This window comes from Selenomonadales bacterium (assembly GCA_017442105.1).
In the GTDB taxonomy this organism is placed as follows: Bacteria; Bacillota; Negativicutes; order RGIG982; family RGIG982; genus RGIG982.
In genome coordinates this window covers 1-3605 of record JAFSAX010000047.1, presented here as the reverse complement: position 1 = coordinate 3605, position 3605 = coordinate 1, and the positions used below count along the sequence as shown (strand labels likewise).

Annotated in this window: 4 protein-coding genes; 2 read left to right on the top strand and 2 right to left on the bottom strand. The window is 53.3% G+C overall.

The genetic code is table 11. From position 1 onward, the window contains the following. On the top strand, nt 1–605 hold a 605-nt coding region (locus tag IJN28_01880), incomplete at its 5' end, for a hypothetical protein (GenBank protein MBQ6712524.1). A 93-nt stretch (nt 606–698) separates the two neighbouring features. Beyond that, the gene (locus tag IJN28_01875; GenBank protein ID MBQ6712523.1) at nt 699–1460 is read left to right on the top strand and encodes a sulfite exporter TauE/SafE family protein; all 762 of its coding nucleotides are present in this window, start codon (nt 699–701) and stop codon (nt 1458–1460) included. 126 nt (nt 1461–1586) lie between these two features. Here the strand turns inward: IJN28_01875 and IJN28_01870 are convergent, their stop codons facing one another. Further along, a complete protein-coding gene (locus IJN28_01870) occupies nt 1587–2303 on the bottom strand; it encodes a tRNA threonylcarbamoyladenosine dehydratase (GenBank protein MBQ6712522.1) in 717 nt (238 codons plus the stop codon). Between the two features lies 1 nt (nt 2304). Beyond that, nucleotides 2305–3605 (bottom strand): metallophosphoesterase (locus IJN28_01865; protein MBQ6712521.1); only part of this gene is annotated, 1301 nt, incomplete at its 5' end.

Genomic DNA, 3605 nt, shown 5'->3' with positions numbered 1-3605 from the left:
CTCCTTATTCTCAAAAAACGATCACTTACCTCTTTTTTACTGATTTTGAATCCACCTATGGTCGTATCCCCTCTAATTCCTACACCCTTTCTGCAATCTTAGATGACAAACAATATATGAAACCCTTTGTCGATTACGATATAGAAATAGCATACCGTGCCATATATCATGCGCCGAAACAACTCGATATATCCGCGCAAAATACTGTCAGACCCCTCCGCAAAAACATCTTTTATTACATAAAAGACGGCAAAGTTCATTGCTTCTTCAAAGTGCATAACAACAATAACAAATCTTGTTATTTGAAGTACACTTCTTTTTACTGGAATTATCTCACATCATTTTCCACAGAAAAACTTGTGAAACATTTTTTCTCCTACCGTGAACCAATACACCTTCGTGCAAATGAATCACGGTATTACACCTTTTCCTTCGATCTGCCGTCCGATTATGGTATGCCTGATAACACCTCTTCTTCGCGGTTTTCCTGCTCTTTTTACACCTCACAAAACGAATTTTGTCAATACTTCTATTTCAAAGAGCAATATCTGTCTCCACTCCGTCAGGCAGTCTACCAACCGCTACATCCGGGTGACACGTTCTGATGTAACTAAGTCCGCCCCTCCTCTTGCATCCGGCCTCTCGACGGGGGTATACTAATCAATAACGAATCCTTCCCTATGAAAGGAAGTCAATGTATGCTTACGATCCTCTTATATCTTCTGCTGGGCATTGCGACGGGCACGTTCGGTACGCTGGTCGGGCTTGGCGGAGGAATTATTTTGATACCTGTTTTCCTTCTTGTGTTCGGCTGGTCGGCGCAGAATGTGGTGGCGACAAGCTTATGCGTGGTGTTTTTCAACGCGCTGTCGGGGACGCTCGCCTACGTTCGCCAGAAGAAGGTGTACTACGATGCGGCGATTCGGTTCGCTCTCTGTACGGTGCCGAGTGCGCTCATCGGCAGTTATGTGGCGCACTTTTTCACGGGCGATACGTTCCGCACGGTGTTCGGCTGTTTTATGATCGCGACGGCGATCTTCCTCGCATATCGCAGAACAAAGCTCGTGCCTGTTCACGATTTCGATCCCAAGACGTTCACGTATAACCGCCCGCTCGGTATGTTCGCCTCGGTCGGCGCAGGCTTCTTATCGAGCGTGCTCGGTATCGGCGGTGGTGTCATTCACGTGCCGACGATGATATACGCGCTCGGTTTCCCTGCCCATGTGGCGGCGGCAACGAGTACGTTCGTCCTTGCGGTCAGTGCGCTCGTCGGTGTCGTCAGCCATTTCGCGCTCGGTCATGTGCTTCTCGTGCCTGCACTCGCCATCGGGATCGGTGCCGTCATCGGCGCACAGCTCGGCGCGCGCATCTCGAAAAAAACAAAGCCGACGTCTATCATGAATCTGCTGACGCTCGCACAAATAATCGTCGGATTACAGCTCATCTTGAATGCCAGATAAACGAAGACCGCCTCGTCACGCAGTTGTGATAAGGCGGTTTCTATTTCCCTCGATACGACAAACCGAAAGCCACCCTCACGCACTTGTGAAGGTGGCTCTTTTTATGCCTACTATCTTCTATTTCGTTTATCTTCCGCTGATATGACGAATGACTTCTCCTGCGAGGATCAGTCCGACGACGCTCGGCACGAACGAGATACTGCCGGGAGAAGCTTTGCCCGACTCGCTGTCGCGCGGAGCACCCGTTCTTATAGGTTCTTCTTTCGAGTAGACGACGCGGAGATGATCGACGCCGCGTTTTTTCAGTTCACGGCGCATGACGCGAGCGAGCGGACAGACGCTCGTTTTGGCAAGGTCGACGACTTCGAACCGCGTGGGGTCGAGCTTGTTGCCTGCGCCCATCGCGCTGATGAGCGGGATACCCATCTCGTGCGCGCGTACGGCAAGGTCTATCTTCGCCGATACGGTGTCGATGGCGTCAATGAGATAGTCTGCCTGACGTGCCCACATCATCAGTTCGTCTACTGTTTCGGGCGAGTAAAAGAGGCGCACCGTTTCTACGACTGTTTCGGGCGAGATGTCGGCGATACGCACTTTCATCGCATCGACCTTGTACTGACCGATGGTCGAGCGGAGCGAGTGTATCTGCCGATTGACGTTCGACAGGCTGATCGTTTCGGGATCGACGAGAATGAGATTGCCGACACCTGCACGCGCCAAGCCTTCGACCGCATATGAGCCGACACCGCCGATGCCGAACACCATGACGGTGCTTTTGGCAAGCTTTGTCACGCCGTCTTGTCCGAGGAGAAGTGCTGTTCTGCTACTAAACGTTTCTGTCATATCAAGAATCCTCATTTCTTACGAGAGTAAATATTGCGACCTCCGGCGGACAACCGAGCCGAAGCGGAAACCAGCTCCCTGCGCCCGAGTTGACGTAGCCGATCGGCTGACCATGCCCCACCCTCATCGGAGCATCTTCCTTACCGCCCGCAACAATGCCGAGCGCACCGTCCGCGCCGTAGAATCCGCGCATATATCGGTACTGCACGGGAAGAAGTGCCGTCTGCCCAAGCGCGAACTGACCGCCGTGCGTATGCCCTGTCAGTGTCAAGTCAACGCCGTACTTCACGCCCTGCTCGATAAAGTCCGAATGATGCGCCAGAAGCACCTTCACCGCATCGGACGGCACGTCTGCCATTGCCTCTGCCATCATGCGTTCACGGTCGCCCTCGCGTATCATAAGGTCGCGCGCCCACGGATAATCGACACCGAGAAGCCAGAGCGGCCGCGCGCCGTTCGTCACACAGACAGCCTCATTTTTGAGCGCACGCACACCATACGCATCGAGCGCACGTGCGATACGGTCTTTGTCGCGCAGATATTCGTGATTGCCCCAGCAAAAATACGCCCCGTACGGCAGTTTTTCCGCAAGATGTGCCACACGTGCCATCGCTTCTTCTGTCCAGTCAACACCGTCGATGAAGTCGCCCGTGATAACGAGCATATCGGGGCGTTCCGCTTCCGTCAGACGGAGCATCTCATCGAGCTTCTCGAGCGAAACGAATACGCCGAGATGCACGTCGGATAGCTGTGCGATACGAAGCCCTGCAAGGTCTGTCGGCAGATCCCGCACCGCTATCGCATACCGATTGACGGCAAGGTCGCCTGCCTTGTCAAACACGCCGTACCCTACCGACCCGTAGCAGAGCGCAGGCACCGCGATACCTACTCCTTTGATAAACGCCCTGCGCGAATCGTCTTTTGCGCTCGGCTTTACGCGCATGATACGAAAGAGCGCGTACACGGCAGGCAGAGCGACGAGGAGCACAAACGGCGCGGCAAGAAGCCAGAAGCTCCCTTTCAGGAGCGGTTCGGGAATCGTGCCGACAGGTACATAGCGCGACACATAGAGAAGCACCAGTGAAGCAAGTGCGACTGCGCCACAGCCGATACGGACGGACTTCTTCCGATACATCGGAAATACGCGCCCGAGAAGCACGATCGCAAGCCATGCAAACAAGAGAACAGCCAGACTGATGCTGATTATCATAATACCGATCCCCTTCACATTATCCTCCCATCTATACTGCTCTAGTATATCCCAAAATTCGCCGAAGCGTTCGTTTTCGTTCGTGAAAATAT

Excerpts from the sequence above, each read along its gene's own strand:
- IJN28_01875 (MBQ6712523.1), top strand. The coding sequence starts at position 699 with ATGCTTACGATCCTCTTATATCTTCTGCTGGGCATTGCGACGGGCACG.
- IJN28_01870 (MBQ6712522.1), bottom strand. The coding sequence starts at position 2,303 with ATGACAGAAACGTTTAGTAGCAGAACAGCACTTCTCCTCGGACAAGAC.